We start from the raw sequence: 16721 nt of genomic DNA, 5'->3' as shown, positions 1-16721 counted from the left end.
GACCGATCCAGGCATTGCCCACCGTGTCGAAATGCGGGACGAGGTTCAGTTCCTGATGGATGAAGCGCAGGCCCATCGCCTCCGCCGCGCGCGGACCGTCGATCCTTGTCACGGCGCCGTCGATCGCTATCGAGCCCGCATCGGGCTGGTAGAGGCCGGAAAGCGTCTTGATCAGGGTCGACTTGCCGGCGCCGTTTTCGCCAAGGATGGCATGAATGCGGCCGGCTTCCACCGTCAGTTCGGCATTTTCAAGCGCGCGGACGCCGCCATACCGCTTCGACACGCCGTCCATCCGGAAAAGCGGCTGTGCCGCCTGTGGGTCTGATATCGTCATGAAAGTCCTCGGGTCGGGTTTTGGCATGTCGCGCTATCCGTGCGCGACACGCTGTCAGGCAATCCGGTTTCCGGCCCGATCTACTTATCCGCCTGCGTCTGCCCCATGATTTCCTGCGCGGTAAAATTGATCCCGCAGGTGGGGAAGGCGTTGCCGACGAAGAAATTGTCGGACTGGTCGGGATAGAAATCCTGGCCCTCCTTGAAGTTCGGATCCTCGACGATCGCCAGCGGCAGCTTGACCGATTGCGGAACGACCTCGCCTTCAAGCGCCGCGATCGCGGTCTTGATGGCGACCGCGACCTGGGCCGGACCTGTGCCTGCCGACGAGCATTTCAGGCCTTCGGCCGCATGTTTGGAGCAGAACTTGCGGAAACCGTTTTCGGTTTCGCCGCCGAAGGGCACGAAGGCGTGGCCTGCATCGATCATCGCCTGCACGACGCCGGTGTCGCCGCCCTGCGCGGTGATGCCGTCGAACTTCTTGTGCACGGCGATGGCGTCGGCGGTCGCCTTCTGCGCCGTCGGGTCGTCCCACTTGCCAAGCACCTCGACGACCTCCCACGTCTTGCCGGTCGCGTCGAGGGTTTCGTGGATGCCGTTGTGGCGATCCGTATCAACGGAAGTGCCTGCAACGCCGCGCACTTCCAGGATCTTGCCGCCATCGGGCAGATGGCTTGCGAGCCAGTTCGCCCAGAGTACGCCGAGGCCTTTCTGGTCGACATTGACGTTGATCGCATCCTGGGTGTCGAGAATGTTGTCGAAGGCGACGAGGATGACGCCGGCTTCCTTGGCGCGCTTGATCACCGGCCCGAAGGCCGTCGGGTTCTGCGCGTTGACGACGATGGCGTCATAACCGGAATCAATGAAATTGTTGATCGCGGAGATCTGGGCCGGAACGTCTTCCCCCGTCGAGACGACCTTGAATTCCTTGAGCTTGGCGGCCACATCCGGCTGTGCGGCATAGGCCTTGGCGGTCTGGATCATCTGGATACGCCAGGTATTGGCGATATAGCCGTTAGCAAGCGCGATCCGGAATGGACCATCCTTTTTCGGGAACTTGAAGAACTTGGTATCGGCCGCCCAGGGGGCGAAGCAGTCCGCCTGTGCGGCGGGACCACTGACCGTTTCCGGGTCGGCCATCGCGGTCGCGCAGGACAGCGTAAGTGTAGCGGCAGCAAGAATGCCGCCGACAAATGTCTTGAACATCGAATTCCTCCCACGTGTTGCCATGTCTGGACTGGCAGCGAAAGGCGTGGGGAACGTCGGCGACCTTATGCAGGCGGATGGCTGCAGCCGGCTGCCGGTTCGGCAAGCATGTCGATGCGCGAGTCAGATGACGTCAAACGGGCTCCTCCCCGAGCGTCACACCAAGAACGGTAGCGCTACCAATCGGGATTGTAAAGCAGCCATATGACAGCATGCTTTGTTAGGAGTTCAGCGCATCCTCGCGTTTCGTACTCTCGCGGATTTTCAGCTCGAAACCGAGATCGACGATCGGCTCATCGGGCCTTTCGCCTGCCATTGCGGCCTGCACCATGCCGATAGCCTGAAGACCAATTTCGTAGCGGGGCGTGCGAACGCTGGTAATCGACGGAAAGGCCACGGACATCATTTCCAGATCATTGAAACCGGCAAGACTGATGCGCCCCGGCACGTCTAGCCCGGCGCGGTGGCAGGCGAAGAGGACGCCCATCGCCAGGTCGTCATTGTTACAGACAAGGGCGTCGAGGTCCGGGGTTTTCGCAAAGGCCGCCCGGAAGAGGTCGCCGCCCATCGAGACACTTGAGGGCATCGTCGTCGTCGTGACAAGCGCCGGGTCGAAACAGCCAGCGGCCTCCATCACTGCTCGATACCCGGACAGACGCCGGTGCGAGCGGGGGTCCATGCGGGCGCCGAGAAACCCGATCCGCCGGCAACCAGCGTCCAGCAGATGCTGCGTCACGGTCCGGCCGCCGTCAAAATGAGAGAAGCCGACCATCATGTCGACGGGATCGGGGCCGACCTCCATGATCTGCACTACCGGGCAACCGGCCTTCTCGAGCAGGGCTCGCGTGGCCGGCGCCTGGTCGATGCCGGAGACGATCAGGCCCGAGGGATGCTGGCTCAGGAACACCCGCAGCAGCCGTTCCTCCTCGAAGTCGGAGTAATGCGTATTGCCGAACTGGATCTGCAGCCGGCTGTCGCGCAGGCCGTCATGGATGCCCCGCAACACTTCCGAAAAAACATTGTTGGTCAGCGACGGCACCAGCACGCCGATGACATCCGCACGCGCCGAGGCGAGCGCACTGGCATTGGGATTGAGCACGTAGCCGAGCGCATCGATGGCCGAGAAAATACGCTCGCGAAGCTCGGCGGAAACCCGTTCCGGGGCACGCAGGGCACGGGAAACGGTGATCGTGCCGACACCGGCGCGGCGTGCGACATCGGCAAGTGTCGGGCGGCCGCTGCTGCGCCGCGCTCTGTTCTTTACGTCTGCCGTATCCATGATCATGAACTCCGGCCGGGCGCCTTTGCGGGATCGTCGTGGTCCCCCGGACCACTTGTTTCGCTGCCAAATCCGCTGGTTGGAGGCGTCGGGCACATGTCAGGCTCATACTATGCATTGTCCGCAATATTCAATAGCCGGGTTCACTTCCGCAATGCCGTGCCTGGAGGGCACGGAAAAATCGAAGGCGGCTTTCGCCGATTTGCGGTTCGCCTTCACGGCCCGGTGTGCCAATCTCCGCCGCATGATTCCGGGGGATGAACGATTGGACAATGGATTTTTGCGGCGGGCCGAACTGTCACGTCCGGACGTGAGCATCGAAGACAGCCGCGCATTGTTTGCGACGCATTACGGTCTTGCCGGGCCCATTGTCGAGCTTGGCAGCCAGCAGGATCGCAACTACCGGATCGAGACAAGCGACGGCCGTTTCGTGCTGAAAATCTGCCGGGCGGATTATGCGACAAGCGAACTCGAAGCCCAGAACGCCGCCTTGCGCCATATTGCCGGAAAGCCCGGCTTCCCCCGCGTGCCGAAGGTCATCGCAGCCGTCAATGGCGACAGCATCGTATTCGCCGCCGTGCGTGGCCAGGACTACCAGATCCGCTTGCTTGACTATCTCGATGGCGAACCGCTGACGCGGCGAAAACATCTGCCTTCCCAGACGGTTGCCGCCCTCGGCGCGATCGGCGGCCGGCTTGCGCTGGCGCTCTCCGATTTCACCCATCCCGGCCTTGCCCGCGCCATCCAATGGGACCTCCGGCATGCCGGACCGGTCGTCGATCATCTCCTGTCCTCGGTAACGGATGAGGACAGGAAGGGGCGGATCGGGGAGGCGATCGAAGCGGCGTTGAAGCGCATGGAGCCGCTGAAACCGTCGCTGCGACTGCAGGCGATCCATCACGATGTCACTGACGACAATGTTGTCAGCCGGGCAGACAAGAGCGGACGGTTGATCCCGGATGGGGTCATCGATTTCGGCGATATCCTGCATGGCTGGCTGGTGGCGGATCTCGCCGTCACCTGCGCGTCGCTGCTGCATCACGCCGATGGCGATCCCTTCGTCGTCCTGCCGGCGGTCCGCGCGTTCGACGCCGTTCTCCCGTTGCAAACCGCTGAATTGCAGGCGCTCTGGCCGCTGGTCGTGGCGCGGGCGGCGGTGCTGGTGGCCAGCAGCGAACAGCAACTCGCGCTCGATCCGGACAACAGTTATGTCCGCGACAATATCGACCATGAACGGCTGATTTTCGATGTAGCCACATCCGTGCCCATTGCGCTGATGGAGATCGCTATCTTCCAGGCCACCGGCCGCAGACTGCCGAACAAGCCATTGCCCACCTTTGGTTCGCTCCTGCCGGAGATCGACCAGTCCCGCGTGGCTCTCGTCGCCCTCGACAGCCAGAGCCCCGCCTTCGATGGCACGCCCTGGCCATCGGCGGAGTTGGAAGAAGCGATCCTGCGACAGGCCGCCGCCGGCAATGCCGCCGCGGCCACTCGCTACGGCGAATATCGCCTCACCCGCACGATCCTTCGATCGCCGCGACCGGCGGAAACATATGCACTCCATGTCAACCTGCGGGCGCCGGCCGGCACGAGGATTGCCGCGCCTTTTGCCGGAACGGTGAAACGGACGGCCGGTGGCATTGTTCTTCTCGGGCCGGATATCGCGCTGCATCTGATCGGTGCCGAGGCATTTACGGCAGACAATGTCGCCGTCGAAAAAGATGCCACGATTGCCCACGCCGAACCGACTGCGGACGGCAACGGAGCCCTGAGGGTCCAGCTCTGCCGCGACACAGACATCGTCCCGCCGCCCTTCGTGCGGCCGGGTCACGCCGCCGCCTGGGCGGTGCTGTGCCCGTCGCCGGCCGCCTTGCTTGGGTTCGATTGTGACGCCCCGGCACCCGAGAGTTCGGAGCTTCTGGCTCGCCGCCAGCGGCATTTCGCCCGGCCGCAGAAGAACTATTACCAGACCCCGCCACAGATCGAGCGCGGCTTTCGCGAGCATATGGTCGATGTCGAGGGGCGCAGCTATCTCGACATGGTCAACAACGTCACCATCCTCGGCCACGCCCATCCGCGCCTTGCCGATGCCGTTCACCGGCAATGGCAGCGGCTGAACACCAATTCCCGCTTTCACTATGCCTCGGTCGCGGCCTTTTCCGAGCGACTGGCGAGCCTTGCGCCGGAAGGGCTCGACACGGTGTTTCTGGTTAACAGCGGCTCCGAAGCCAATGACCTGGCGCTGCGGCTCGCCTGGGCGGCAAGCGGTGCGCGCAACATGCTCTGCCTGCTCGAAGGCTATCACGGCTGGTCGGTCGCCAGCGACGCGGTCTCGACGTCCATCGCCGACAATCCGCAGGCGCTGACCACGCGGCCGGACTGGGTGCATCCGGTCATGTCGCCGAACACCTATCGTGGCCCGTTTCGCGGCGAGGGCTCGACAGCCGATTATATTGCGGCAGCTCTGCCGACACTGGAAAAGCTGGACGGGCAAGGGCAGGGCCTCGCCGGTTTCATCTGCGAATGCGTCTATGGCAATGCCGGCGGCATTCCGCTGCCGCCCGGTTATCTCGCGGAACTCTACGCGATGGTGCGCGCCCGTGGCGGTGTCTGCATCGCTGACGAAGTGCAAGTCGGCTATGGCCGCCTCGGCCACCATTTCTGGGGCTTCGAGCAGCAGGGCGTGGTTCCCGATATCATCACGGTCGCCAAGGGCATGGGCAACGGCCATCCGCTCGGCGCCGTCATCACCAGCAAGGCGATCGCCTATGCGCTGGAAAAGCAAGGCTATTTCTTCTCATCGGCCGGCGGCAGTCCGGTGAGTTCAGTGGTCGGCATGACCGTGCTCGACATCATGCGCGACGAGGGGCTTCAGGAGAATGCCGGCGTCGTCGGTGATCATCTCAAGCGGCGGCTGGAAGCACTCGGCGAGCGTTTTCCGCTGGTTGGCGCCGTGCATGGCATGGGCCTCTATCTGGGTCTCGAATTTGTGCGTGACCGCGAGACGCTTGCGCCGGCGACCGAGGAAACCGCCGCCATCTGCGACCGGCTGCTCGAACTCGGGGTCATCATGCAGCCGACAGGCGATTACCTGAATGTGCTGAAGATCAAGCCGCCACTCTGCCTTTCACGCGAAAGCGCTGATTTCTTCGCCGACATGCTGGAGCGGGTGTTGTCTGACGGCTGGTAACGAATGAATCCGATCCGGTTGAATTGCCGCGCTCGGAGCGGGCAACGGGGTGGTCATGGGCGAGGATGGCCTGGCGACCCGGACCGTCATCGTCAAGCTGTCGTCACAGACCGTGCCCATCGACGCCGTCCTCGACCAGGCGATCATCCGCGTGTTGCGACGGATTTCGAGCGTCGATCTTTAGCCGGTGCGGATGCGATGGCGCCCGCTTCGGCGGCATCCTCGGGACTGGCTTCCGGCGGAGCGACCGGCCAGCGGACCAGCGCCTCGATACCCGTTGCCGTCAGCCCATAGATGCCGTGATCGATGCGCTCGAACCAGCCATAGACATTGCCGCGCAGGATCGTCGCTGCCGTTGGCGTGATGGCCTTCAGGTCGCGTGGCCGCAGCGGCCCCGTCTGGAGGGCCGCGGCGCAGGCGAGCGCCTGCTGGCGATAGGCCGTCATGATCGGTGCGCGGGTGCTGCCTCCCGCCGTCGGGTCGCCCTTGCGGCGTTTGTGTTCGTTGACGAGGCGCGAGCGCTTGCGGTTGTTCTTGCGGGGCATCAGGCCAACCGGGCTGACCAGCACGTCGACGGTTCCATTGTCGGAAACGGACAGCATGCCGAAACCGAGCCGCCGGCAGAGATCACGGTAGCGGCGATCGCTTTCGCGGCCCTTTCCCTTTGCCGAGACCTTGGCAGCGATCCACACCTCGTCACTCGCGGTTGCCCGATCAACCGCCTGCAGGATGAGTTCGAGATTGAAACTGAGCTTCAGCTCGCAGATCACCACGACCGGCGGCTCGTCCGGGCTCAGACCCACGAGGTCGCAACCGGCAATCTCCCCCTTGACGGTATAGCCGGCCGCCTCGAGAAAGGCCTTGATCGGCTGATAGAGCGTGGTTTCCAAATCATGTCCTCGTCGCATCGTCGGATATGGTCTTGCCGCGATTTATCGCCCAGATCAACGAAGCGTCGCGAATTTCGGCGCCTTGTCCGAAATCAGCCGATCCCGAGCGTTCGAGACCTTGTCGCATCGGCAGGCCGTTGTTCCAGACAACGACCGAGCGGGAAGAGACAGCCAATGATCAGCAATACACAAATATCCGGCTTCGGGACCGAACCCGAGACGCTTGGCAAGGCGTGGCGCGCCACAAGCTGATCCGCATGGTCTACAATCTCGGCATGGATGCCGTCATTGGCGCGATCCCGGTGCTGGGTAACGTGTTCGACGTCTATTTCAAGTCGCACAAGCGCAACATCCAGCTGATCCTCGAACATCTCGGGATGGACCGCGCGGATTTGGGCTGACGGTTTGCGGATCGCCCTTTCCGTATCAATCAGGCTTTTTCTTGAGTTTCGTTTGCCGATCGCGAATGAGATGTTCCACCTTGCCGTCCACAACGTGCTCGGGCTCGCTTTCTGCCGCCGTTTTCAAGAGCCGGGTCAGCCGCGTCAGCTCCTTCTCGTCCAGATGCTCGATGCCCATAAAGCGGTTTTCCGCCTGGCTGGTCAGGATGAGTTCATCGAGTTTCGCCTGCACCGCCTTGCCGTCGCGGTTCTGGGAATTCTGCAGCACGAAGACCATCAGGAACGTGATAATCGTCGTTCCCGTGTTGACCACGAGCTGCCAGGTTTCTGAAAAGCCGAAGAAAGGGCCGGTTACCGCCCATAGGACGATGCCGGCGACGGCCAGCACGAATGTCACCGGTTTTCCGGCGATATCCGAAACGGCGCCGGAAAACTTCGAGAAGAAACTGGGTTCTGCGGACATGGCATTTCTCCGGGCGCGGGGCTTCCGGAGAAATTCATTATTGGCTGGGAAGTTCCGGCCATCCGCCACCTTCCGCAAAAGAAAGCGGCGCGGTCATCAGAGATCCAGTTGCAGGACATCCGTCCCTTCAGCCGGGACGGCGCAGCAGATCAGCGCCTCGCCTTCCGCTATGGGCGCAGACGGACGCTTGGCATAGGTGACGGAGCCCGAGACGACCTTGGTGCGGCAACTACCGCACGTTCCCAGACGACAACTGAACTCCGGGGAAAGCCCGCGCGCCTCCGCCAGTTCCAACAGGCCGCCGGAGCCCGGATTCCAGCGGGCCTCCTTGGCCGATTGCACGAACTGGACGGCGACCGGGATTGCCGACGCGCTTGCCAGCGGTTCGACTGCTTTCACCTTGTCCGGCGTCCGGGCCAGCGAGGCCGGTCCAAAAGCTTCCGCATGAATGCGTCCATCGGCTATATTGAGACCACGCAGACCGTCATAGAGCGATTGCATGAACGCCGGCGGGCCGCAGAGATAAAAATCATAGTCGCTGAAGGGCAAGACCTTGCCGAGCAGCGCTGTATCGATCCGACCTTGGACATCATAGTCCTCACCGGCCGCAGCACCGGTGACATCGCTCAGCACGCGGACCAATCGCACAACGCCGCCGGCGGCAGACACCAGATCGGCGATCTCCCGATCGAAGGCGCGGTCGTCCTTCGTCCGTGCCGACACGATCAGCCAGGTCGGGCGCATCCGCCGCTTTCTCAGGCCCTCGTAGACGATGTGGCGCAGCATCGACAGAATCGGCGTCACGCCGATACCGGCGGCGAGCAGGACAGCCGGCCGGGCCTCGGTCGGATCGATGGTGAAAAGACCGGCAGGCTTGCGCACCTCGATCAGATCGCCCTTCTTCAGTTTATCATGCAGGTACCGGGACACCAGCCCTTCACGCTTGACGCTGATGCGATAGACACCGTCCGATGGCGCAGTCGAAAGCGTATAGGTGCGCATGACCGGGGCGTCGCTGCCGTCCGGGGCCACCCGGATCGGCAGGTGCTGACCGGCCGCATGCGCAAGCAGGCCGAGACCATCGGCCGGCTCGATGTGGAACGAACGGACCGTGGCGCTTTCCTGGACGATCCGGGCAATGCGGAAAGGCCTCCAGGCCGCGGTCGCGTCCTGCGCCTTGATGCGGGCGGCCGCGTCATCCCAGTTGCCCGTCATCAAGGAATTCGGCGATTGTCCATCGCGGCGCGACGACCAGCGCAGGGCAAGTGCCTCGGGACGGCGCACAACATGCCGTGGCGTAAAGCGCCAGAGCCGCTCGGCCCCTTGGAAGGCAGCGATCTCAGGCGAATCCAGCACGACTTCCGCATCGCCGGAAAGCTGCAGCAGTTCGCCGGTCTCGAAATCGGAAAAGACCAGCCCAGCCTTGCCGTTGGCAAGGATGTTGCCCAGCGTGTTGAAGAAGAGATTGCCGGCAAAGTCGGGGATGGTGAGGATGCCGTTCTCGTCCACCCGGATGAAACCCGGCTTGCCGCCGCGATGCGACGCGTCGACCTGCCGCTCGCCCGTTTCGCGATCGGCATAGGAAGCGACGAAGACCGTGTCGGCAGCCGCGATCATCTGCCGCGCACGTTCATCGAGATGGTCGCCGACAATCGGCTTCACATCCGTCTGGATCGACGGATCGCGGGAAAAGCTGAAATCGCGCAGCTGGATATATTGCGGGCAATTGCCATAGGACTGTCCGACACGGACGTCGAAACGCCCGGAGCCATCTCTCATGATCGTGCCGTTGAGGCGGTTGCGCCGGCGTGTATGCAATTCGATACCAAGCATGCCGACCGGCTGGCCATCGTCCATGCCGGCATCGGCGGGGTCGGCGGCCTCCCGTTCGAGGTTGACGCTCAGTGTCTGCGGATCGGGGCTTTGCAGGAAACCCGGGACAGAGGCGCGCAGCGTCGCCCAGGCGTTCCCATCCGCATCGACGCTGCCGAGGACGATGAACGGAAGCTGCGGGTAGAAGGCGCGATGCTGGTCGATCAGGTAATCGCGAAGCACGCGCCGACCGACGTCGTCCATCCGCTCGGCAACGCCGACCTTGCGCTGGAGTTCGATCTCTCCGGCGTGCCAGGGAGAGCCGGCTGGAATTGCATTGCTGGCGGCCAGCATGGCGGAAATCCTTTCGAGGGAAACGGAGAGCAACACTTGGCCGCTCTCCGAATGGCGGGCTCAGGCGGCTTCGGGAATGCCGATTTCGGTCTTCTGGAAGGGAACGAAACCGGGCAGCGCTTCAACCCGCCGCAGCCAGGCGCTGACATTGGCATAGGCCGAGCGGTCGACATTGCCTTCCGGCGCGCGGGCGATGTAGCTGTAGAGCGCGACATCGGCGATGGTCGGGTGGTCGGCGGCAATCCACTGACGCTGGCCAAGTTCCGTTTCGATGCGTCCGAGGATGACATGGGCGCGGGCGATCACTTCGGTCGCGCTGAAGGGCGCGTTGAAGACGGTGATCAGCCGGGCTGCGCAGGGGCCATAGGCGATCTCGCCGGCGGCGACGGACAACCAACGCTGTACGGCGGCGGCACTCTTCGCATCCTCCGGCAGCCAATCCGTCGCGCCCTGCTTCTTCGCAAGATAGACGAGGATGGCATTGGAATCGTTGATGATCGTGCCGTCGTCATCGAGCACTGGCACTTGGCCGAAAGGGTTGAGCGCGAGGAAATCCGGTGCCTTGTGCGCGCCGGCAGCGAGGTTCACCTCGACGAGTTCAGCCTCGATGCCGAGCAGCGACAGGAACAACCGGGCGCGATGCGCATGACCGGAAAGGGGATGATAATAGAGCTTCATGGCATGGTCTCCGAAGGTTGCGCGTTATCGAGGGGACTATCTTTCTTTCCAAGATCGAACTGAAGTGTGATAAAGAACAAGACATCATTCCACTTTTCGGAATAATCGAGGAAACGCTGATGGATCGTCTTCAAGCCATGCGGGTTCTGGTGAAAGTCGCCGACAGCGGCAATTTTGCCCGCGCAGCCCGTGACCTGAACATGAGCCCGCCGGCCGTCACCCGGGCGATCGCCCATCTGGAGAACCTGACGGGCGCTCGCCTGTTCCTGCGCTCCACCCGATCGGTGAAACCGACTGCGGCCGGTAGCCGCTACATCGAGGACTGCCGCCGCATCCTGACCGATATCAACGAGGCGGAAGCTTCCGCCGGCGGCTCGCATGCCACCCCCTCCGGCCTGCTGACGGTGACCGCGCCGGTCCTCTTCGGCCAGATCTACATCATGCCGCTTGTGACCTCGTTCCTGACGCGGCATCCCGCCGTCACCGGCCGCGTGCTCCTGCTCGACCGGGTGGTGAACCTGCTGGAAGAAGGCATCGATGTCGCCCTGCGTATCGGTCACCTGCCGGACTCGGGTTTCAGCGCCATCCGCGTCGGCAGCGTCCGGCGGGTGATTTGCGGTGCTCCGTCCTATTTCGAACGCTGTTCCATCCCGAAGGTCCCGGCGGATCTGATCGATCACACCGTCATCGCCAGCACCGGATCGTCAGCGCCGATCGACTGGCGGTTTGGCCAGAACCCGAGAGCCGGCTTTTCCCTCCAACCTCGCCTGTTCTGTAACACAGGCGAGGCGGCCATTTCGGCAGCAGTCAGCGGCTGGGGCGTGGCCAGCGCGCTTTCCTACCAGGTGGCACCTGCTATCAGCGAAGGCCGGCTGCAGATCGTCTTGGCCGACCACGAGGAACCTGCCATTCCGATCCATGTCATGCATGCCGAAGGCAGGCATATCTCGGCCAAGACCCGCGCCTTCGTCGATCATCTCGTCGGGCACTTGCGGGCCGACCGACACGTCCAGGCTGCCGCATAATGGGACAGAGCCCGATTGCCGCAGTTGACAAAATTAACATTTCGATTTACGACTGACGAAATTCAAAAATCGTCAGTCGTAAATCGAAAGCCGGTATCATGGTCGAAAATGCCGAAATCCTTGATGCGACGCGTCAGGAAAACATCACGCGGATCCTTGATGCCGCCGAAGCGCTGTTCCGGCACTACGGCTATTCGAAGACCAATGTCGCCGACATTGCACGCGATCTTGGCATGTCGCCGGCCAATATCTACCGCTTCTTCGCCTCCAAGACCGAGATCCACCAGGCCATCTGCGGCCGCATGCTCGGTGCCAGCTACCAGCAGGCGCTGGAAATATCCCGCCTGCCGATCAGCGCCGCCGATCGCCTGAGCCAATACCTGCATGCCCAGCACCAGCTAATCGTGACCGCCATGCTCGATCATGAAAAGGTGCATGAAATGGTCATCGTCGCCATCGAGCGTGATTGGCATGTGATCGAGAAGCACATCGATCGCATGAACGACGTGGTCGAGACGATCATCAAGCAGGGCATTGCCGCCGGCGAATTTCCTGTCCAGGATTCCGCCGTCGCCGCCCGATGTTTCTGTGCCGCGACGGTGACCATGTGCCACCCGCAGATGGTGGCGCAGTGTCTCTCCAAACCGAACAGGGCCACGCCGGAAGAACTCATCGCGTTCGCCCTCAAGGCCCTTAGATAACGCCGCCAAGGCCCCGTCCATATTCTTCAGTCGTTGCCAGGAGCGCGAAAATGACTTCGCTCAACCATACCCTTGTCCGCTTTTCCCCCGCCGTCCTTCTGACCGCCGTCGCCCTCGTGCTCACCGGATGCTCCGAGGAGAAGGCCGAGATCGTCGAGGTCATCCGTCCCGTCAAGACGGTCGAGGTCGCCAAGGCGGACGAGACGCGCATGCTGGATTATTCCGGTTCGGTGCGCGCCCGCACCGAGATGAATCTCGGCTTCCGCATCAACGGCAAGATCATCGAGCGGCTGGTGGATATCGGCCAGCGGGTCAAGTCCGGCGACCTGCTCGCCCGTGTCGACCCCGCCGATTACCAGCTCTCCGTCCGCAGCGCCGAGGCCAGCCTCGATGCAGCCGAACGGCAGGTCGAGACTGCCGAACTGGTGCGCAATCGCGCCGAACAGCTCTATGCCAAGCAGGTCGCGCCGAAATCACAGCTGGAACAGGCCGTGCTGAGCTACAATCAGGCCGTCGCCACCCGTGATTCCGCCAAGTCGACACTGGATCAGGCCAAGAACCAGGTCCGCTATGCCGATTTGCGCTCGGACCAGAATGGCATCGTCACCGCTGTCAGCGCCGATGTCGGGCAGGTGGTCGGCTCCGGCACCCCGGTCGTCACGGTCGCGGTCGATGGCGAAAAGGAAGTGATGATCGCGGTGCCGGAAATGGACATCGCCCAGTTCAAGCCGGGCAAGACGGTCAAGGCGGGCTTCTGGTCCGATGACGCGCTGACACTGCAGGGCAAGGTGCGCGAAGTTGCCGGCAGCGCCGATCCGCAATCGCGCACATTTGCCGTGCGCGTCAGCCTGCCGAACGACCCGAACGTGCTGCTCGGCATGACCGCCACGATCGAGGCCACCGCCCTCAATGCCAAGCAGGCCGTCTCCATTCCGCTGACCGCGCTCACGCAAAAGGACAAGCAACCGATCGTCTGGACGGTCGACCGCTCCGCCGCAACGGTTCACGCCCGCCCGGTCACGGTCGGCGACTTCACCGGCGATGGCGTGCGGATTTCGGACGGTTTGAAACCCGGCGATCTCGTCGTGTCCGCCGGAACGCAGTTCATGACCGAAGGCCTCAAGGTCAAGCTCGACGCCCCGGCCGGACAGCAGTCGGCATCCGCCGACGATATGCAGGGCAGCGCCCAGCGCCTGCGCTGATCCCCGATCCATCGAAAGCGGAACCACGCCGATGACCTCCACCACCGATCAAAAGCAGTCATTCAACCTGTCGCGCTGGGCGATCGCGCATCCGAGCATCGCGCGCTTCCTCTTCGGGCTCATCCTCATTACCGGCGTGCTCGGCCTGATGCGCATGGGCCAGAAGGAAGACCCGGATTTCACCTTTCGCGTCATGGTCGTGCAGGCGATCTGGCCCGGCGCATCGCTCCAGGACATGGAAGACCAGGTCGTCAACAAGATCGAGCGCAAGCTGCAGGAAACGCCGCATCTCGATTTCGTCCGCTCCTACACCCGCGCCGGCAGCGCCATCATCACGCTGCAGGTCAAGGGCGACACCAACTCCGCTCAGGTTGCCGATGCCTTCTATCAGGCGCGAAAGAAGGTCGGAGATATCGCCAACGAGCTGCCGCAGGGCTTGCTCGGTCCCTATTTCAACGATGAATTCGGCGACACCTTTATCACGCTGCATTCGCTGAGCGGCGACGGCTACAGCTATCCGGAACTGAAGCGTTTCGCCATCCAGGCCCGCGACATGCTGCTGACGACGCCGGGCGTCGAAAAGGCCGTGATCATCGGCGACCAGCCGGAAAAGATCTATATCGACATCTCCTCCAAGGCACTGTCCGAACGGCACCTGACGCTTCCCGACATCCAGAACGCCCTGAAGGGCCAGAACAATGTCGATCCGGCAGGCTCCGTCGATACCGGTCTGCGTTCGGTGCGCATTTCCGTCGAGGGCAGCGTGACCAGGGCGGAGGACATCCGCGAGCTGCGGCTGCGCGCCGGTGGCCAGGTCACGCGTCTCGGCGATATCGCCACCGTCTCGTCCGGCCTTGAGGACCCCTTCCAGCGGAAGTATCGCTACAACGGTCATGACAGCGTCCAACTCGGTGTCGTCATGGCCAAGGGCTTCAAGGTGACCGATGTCGGCGCCGCCGTCGAGGAGACCTACCAGCGCTTCGAGGCTGCTTTGCCTTATGGGGTCGCCGTCGATCAGATCGCCAACCAGCCGGAAGTCGTCACCGACGCCGTCAGCGAGTTCATGCATGCGCTCGGCGAAGCTTTGGTCATCGTGCTGGTGGTTTCCTTCCTGTCGATCGGCTGGCGGTCCGGCCTGGTGATCGCGATTGCCATCCCGCTCGTCCTCGCCGCCACTTTCGCCATCATGTACGAACTCGGCATCGACCTGCAGCGCATCTCGCTCGGTGCCCTGATCATCGCGCTTGGACTGCTGGTCGATGATGCGATGATCGTCGTCGAATTGATGGAGCGAAAGCTGGAGGAGGGACTGGTCAAGCTCGATGCCGCCAGCTTCGCCTATTCCTCGACCGCATTCCCGATGCTGACCGGCACGCTGATCACCACGGCCGGTTTCATCCCCGTCGGCTTCGCCGCCTCCACCGCCGGCGAATATGTGCGCTCACTGTTTTACGTCGTCGGCATCGCGCTGGTCGTCTCCTGGTTCGTCGCAGTCTATTTCACCCCATGGCTCGGCTACATGATCCTCAAGCAGCGCCATCATGCCGGCGAGCATCACGACGTCTTCGATACGCGGTTCTATCGTCGCCTGCGCGGGACGGTCGGCTGGGCCGTGCGCCACCGGATCGTGGTCCTGTCGATGACGCTGGTTATCTTCGCAACCAGCCTCTGGGCGTTCCAGTTCATCCCGAAGAACTTCTTCCCGCAGTCCTCGCGGCCGGAAATCCTCGTCGATCTCTGGCTGCCGGAAGGCACCAGCATCAAGGAAGTCGAGAACCAGGCCAAGGCGCTGGAAGCAAAGATGATGGACGACAAGGACAAGAAGTTCATCGCCACCTATATCGGCGAAGGCGCGCCGCGCTTCTTCCTGCCGCTCGACCAGCAGTTGCGCAATCCGAACTTCGCCCAGCTTCTGGTGATGGCCAATGACGAGCCGGCCCGCGAACGGCTGATCGTCAAGCTGCGCACCATTCTGGCCGAGGACTTCCCGACGATCCGCGGCAAGGTGGACCGTCTTTTCCTCGGCCCACCGACCGGCTGGCCTGTCCAGATGCGCATCATGGGACCGGATCGCGCGGAGGTCCGCCGCATCGCCGACCAGGTGAAGGCGAAGTTTGCCGAGAACCCTGAGATCGGTGCGCTTCACGACGACTGGCTGGAGCCCGTCACCGCCATGAAGCTGGTCATCGACCAAGACCGCGCCCGTGCACTTGGCGTCACCTCGCAACGGATTCGCCAGATCCTGCAGGCCTCGATGTCCGGAGCGCCGCTCGACGATTTCCGAGATGGCGAGGAGACGGTCTCGATCGTTGCCCGCGAACCCGAAGCAAGCCGTCACCTGCTGTCTTCCGTGGATTCGATTTATGTACCAACGGATTTCGGCGGTTCGGTACCGCTCTCCCAGGTCGCCAAGGTCGTCCCGGTTCTGGAACAGGGTCTCGAATGGCGCCGCGACCGCCTGCCGACGATCACCGTGCGCGGCACCTTGCCGGATGGCGTCCAGCCGAATGATGTGGCGATGAAGATGTACGCGGACATGAAGCCGCTACGCGACAGTCTCGCTCCAGGCTACAAGGTCGAGATACAGGGGGGTGCCGAAGACGCCGCCGAAAGCCAGCAGTCGATCGCCGACAAGGCGCCGATCATGCTTGCCGTCATCGTCGTGTTGCTGATGATCCAGTTGCAGCATTTCGGCAAGGCGATGCTGGTGCTGGCAACCGGTCCGCTCGGGATTATCGGTGCAGCCGCGGCGCTTCTTATCAGCGGTGCACCCTTCGGCTTCGTGGCAATCCTCGGCGTCATCGCGCTGCTCGGCATCATCATGCGCAACTCGATCATCCTCGTCGACCAGATCGACCAGGATATCGCCGCCGGCATGGACCGGACGGAGGCGATCGTCGGCTCGGCCGTGCGCCGTTTCCGGCCGATCGTGCTCACCGCACTGACCGCAGTCCTGGCCTTGATCCCGATTTCGCGCGGCGTCTTCTGGGGGCCGCTCGCCTATGCGATGATGGGTGGTATCCTTGTCGCCACCGTGCTGACCATCGTCGTTCTGCCGGCCGGCTACGCGCTATTCTTCGGCAAGGAGCCGAAGAAGACCGATCCGGCACCGGAAGAGGCCGCGGAAGAGGCGGACAACGAGCCCCACTATCCGACGGCGATCGCCGCCGAATAGTCGAAAGCCGAT

Annotated in this window: 14 protein-coding genes; 7 read left to right on the top strand and 7 right to left on the bottom strand. The window is 62.9% G+C overall.

The window, feature by feature from the left end; genetic code table 11:
• The 3 genes from VL202_RS00920 to VL202_RS00910 form a co-directional block, all read right to left on the bottom strand.
• The coding region (locus VL202_RS00920; protein ID WP_325462311.1) for an ATP-binding cassette domain-containing protein at window positions 1–334 on the bottom strand (334 nt) is incomplete at its 3' end.
• Window positions 335–414: 80 nt separating this feature from the next.
• The gene (locus tag VL202_RS00915; protein WP_325462310.1) at window positions 415–1539 is read right to left on the bottom strand and encodes a sugar ABC transporter substrate-binding protein; all 1125 of its coding nucleotides are present in this window, start codon (window positions 1537–1539) and stop codon (window positions 415–417) included.
• 220 nt (window positions 1540–1759) lie between these two features.
• The gene (locus VL202_RS00910; protein ID WP_325462309.1) at window positions 1760–2818 is read right to left on the bottom strand and encodes a LacI family DNA-binding transcriptional regulator; all 1059 of its coding nucleotides are present in this window, start codon (window positions 2816–2818) and stop codon (window positions 1760–1762) included.
• Between the two features lie 265 nt (window positions 2819–3083).
• On the opposite strand from VL202_RS00910, the gene VL202_RS00905 reads away from it, so the two are divergent.
• Both VL202_RS00905 and VL202_RS00900 read left to right on the top strand, forming a co-directional pair.
• Entirely contained in the window at window positions 3084–6008 is a 2925-nt protein-coding gene (locus VL202_RS00905; protein ID WP_325462308.1) for an aminotransferase, read from the top strand.
• A 55-nt stretch (window positions 6009–6063) separates the two neighbouring features.
• Window positions 6064–6192, top strand: coding sequence for a hypothetical protein (locus tag VL202_RS00900; protein WP_325462307.1), 129 nt, complete (start codon window positions 6064–6066; stop codon window positions 6190–6192).
• On the opposite strand, the gene VL202_RS00895 is transcribed toward VL202_RS00900, so the two are convergent.
• Window positions 6152–6898, bottom strand: coding sequence for a DUF2161 domain-containing phosphodiesterase (locus VL202_RS00895; protein WP_325462306.1), 747 nt, complete (start codon window positions 6896–6898; stop codon window positions 6152–6154). The two genes, VL202_RS00900 and VL202_RS00895, sit on opposite strands and share 41 nt — an antisense overlap.
• 233 nt (window positions 6899–7131) lie before the next feature.
• Between VL202_RS00895 and VL202_RS00890 the strand changes: the two genes are divergently transcribed.
• Window positions 7132–7299 carry a DUF4112 domain-containing protein gene (locus VL202_RS00890; RefSeq protein ID WP_325462305.1) on the top strand — a complete coding sequence of 56 codons (168 nt, stop codon included), beginning with the start codon at window positions 7132–7134 and terminating at the stop codon, window positions 7297–7299.
• Window positions 7300–7324: 25 nt separating this feature from the next.
• Here VL202_RS00890 and VL202_RS00885 read toward each other — a convergent pair whose 3' ends face one another.
• From VL202_RS00885 to VL202_RS00875, 3 genes are all read right to left on the bottom strand, one after another.
• A complete protein-coding gene (locus VL202_RS00885) occupies window positions 7325–7762 on the bottom strand; it encodes a low affinity iron permease family protein (RefSeq protein WP_325462304.1) in 438 nt (145 codons plus the stop codon).
• A 96-nt stretch (window positions 7763–7858) separates the two neighbouring features.
• Window positions 7859–9928, bottom strand: coding sequence for a pyridoxamine 5'-phosphate oxidase family protein (locus VL202_RS00880; protein WP_325462303.1), 2070 nt, complete (start codon window positions 9926–9928; stop codon window positions 7859–7861).
• A gap of 60 nt (window positions 9929–9988) precedes the next feature.
• Complete coding sequence (locus VL202_RS00875; RefSeq protein WP_325462302.1) at window positions 9989–10606, bottom strand: glutathione S-transferase; 618 nt, start codon at window positions 10604–10606, stop codon at window positions 9989–9991.
• A gap of 119 nt (window positions 10607–10725) precedes the next feature.
• On the opposite strand from VL202_RS00875, the gene VL202_RS00870 reads away from it, so the two are divergent.
• The 4 genes from VL202_RS00870 (at window position 10726) to VL202_RS00855 (ending at window position 16709) form a co-directional block, all read left to right on the top strand.
• Entirely contained in the window at window positions 10726–11631 is a 906-nt protein-coding gene (locus VL202_RS00870) for a LysR family transcriptional regulator (protein ID WP_325462301.1), read from the top strand.
• A 98-nt stretch (window positions 11632–11729) separates the two neighbouring features.
• Window positions 11730–12332: a TetR family transcriptional regulator gene (locus VL202_RS00865; RefSeq protein ID WP_325462300.1), complete on the top strand. Its 603-nt coding sequence runs from the start codon at window positions 11730–11732 to the stop codon at window positions 12330–12332.
• Window positions 12333–12382: 50 nt separating this feature from the next.
• Complete coding sequence (locus VL202_RS00860; RefSeq protein ID WP_325462299.1) at window positions 12383–13534, top strand: efflux RND transporter periplasmic adaptor subunit; 1152 nt, start codon at window positions 12383–12385, stop codon at window positions 13532–13534.
• A 31-nt stretch (window positions 13535–13565) separates the two neighbouring features.
• Complete coding sequence (locus tag VL202_RS00855; RefSeq protein WP_325462298.1) at window positions 13566–16709, top strand: efflux RND transporter permease subunit; 3144 nt, start codon at window positions 13566–13568, stop codon at window positions 16707–16709.
• The last annotated feature ends 12 nt before the right edge of the window (window positions 16710–16721 follow it).

This window comes from Pararhizobium sp., assembly GCF_035497515.1.
GTDB lineage: Bacteria > Pseudomonadota > Alphaproteobacteria > Rhizobiales > Rhizobiaceae > Pararhizobium.
This window is presented reverse-complemented; position numbering and strand designations above follow the sequence as displayed.